Origin of the sequence: Rathayibacter sp. AY1F4 (genome assembly GCF_002931775.1) — a bacterium.
Taxonomy (GTDB): Bacteria; Actinomycetota; Actinomycetes; order Actinomycetales; family Microbacteriaceae; genus Rathayibacter.
Genome location: NZ_PSVE01000050.1, coordinates 1 through 1,404, shown reverse-complemented (window position 1 = coordinate 1,404; position 1,404 = coordinate 1). Strand labels below are relative to the sequence as shown.

Here is a 1,404-nt window from a genome sequence, read left to right as displayed (position 1 = left end):
CCGTTCATCGACTTCCGCCGGAATCTGACCACCATCACCGGGCTGTCGGTCGTGCTGGTGCTGATCTCGGCGGCCGGAGTCGGCGCCCGGTGTGGAGTCCTGGACGCGGATCGACCCGCCCTCCTGGGCGATGCGGACCACGAACGGCTCGGCCTCGGGATCGCCGAAGGTCTGCGTCCACAGCTGACGGCCGTCGGCGGTGCGGACCTCGCGGGGCGCGTCGATCGCGCCTCCGTCGGCGGCCAGCACGAGGAGCTCGGTGTCCTCCGTGGTCGCCTCCAGGCGGACCGCCGTTCCCGCCATCGTGGCGACGGACACGTGCCCGTAGCCGATCCACAGGTCCAGCGGCTCGCCGGAGGTCTCGTAGCCGGGTGCGACCGTGACGCGCAGGTCGCTCGCCGCGAGCGTCGCGTAGCGGCCGGGAGCGGCGCTCGAGAAGCCGTAGGTGCCCAGGACGGGGAGCAGCTCGCGGTCGGTCGGCAGCACGGCGGCGCAGGCGGCCGTGACCAGCGCGACCGTCGCGAGGGCGATCAGCGCGATCGCGCGCCTCCGGAACAGGCCGGCGAGCACGATCACCCCGGCGAGCACGAGCGCGGCCGAGGCGGCTCCGACGACGAGGGCCGTCGGTCCGGAGGCGGTGAGCGAGACCAGTGCGCCGGCCAGGGCGGCGGCGCCCAGGGCGAGCAGCGTGAGGCTCGCCCGCAGCCGGGGGTTCGCGGCGCGGCGGAGGCGCTGGCGCTCCAGGCGCGCGGCGGTGACGGCGGCGGCGGCGAGTCGCACCTCCTCCGCCCGGGCGCGGGCCGTCTCACGGGCCGACGCGCTCTGCTGGGCGCGGAACGCCTCCCGCTCGGCCCGCCAGGCCTCCTGGCGCTCGCGCCACTCGGCGACGGCCTCGGGGGACGAGGGGCGCTCGTCCTGCAGCCCGGGGTCGGGTGCGGGGTAGGCGGGAGCGGAGGGCGCGGGGTAGGGGAGCGTCGCGGAGGGGTGTGCGGACGGGGAGCCCTGGGCCGGGTGAGCGGCCGCGTCGTCCGATCGCCGGCTCCGCCGCACGATCCAGACCACGAAGGCCACGATCAACCCGAGCACCACGAGCGACCACAGCGTCCGCCCGGTCGCGGGCGCCCAGGGCATCGCCCCGGTGTAGGCGCCGCCGAGCGACCAGAAGCCCTGCGCCACCGGCAGCATCGAGGCGAGCACGAGGACGCCGATCCCGGCGTGCACCCGGTCGAGCGAGCCGCGCAGCAGCCGCTCCACCGGCAGGGCGCCGTCCTGGTCGGGCAGCAGCAGCCAGGCCGCGGCGTAGAGGAGGAGCGCGCCGCCCCCGCCGAGCGCGGTCGTGAGGACGGCCAGGAGGCGGGTCCTCCGCACGCTCCAGCCGAGGTGGTCGGCGACCGCGGTGCACAC

Annotated in this window: 1 protein-coding gene; it reads right to left on the bottom strand. The window is 76.9% G+C overall.

What is annotated here, in order from left to right; genetic code table 11:
• The coding region (locus C5C59_RS16940; RefSeq protein WP_146083130.1) for a PspC domain-containing protein at positions 1–1,404 on the bottom strand (1,404 nt) is incomplete at both ends.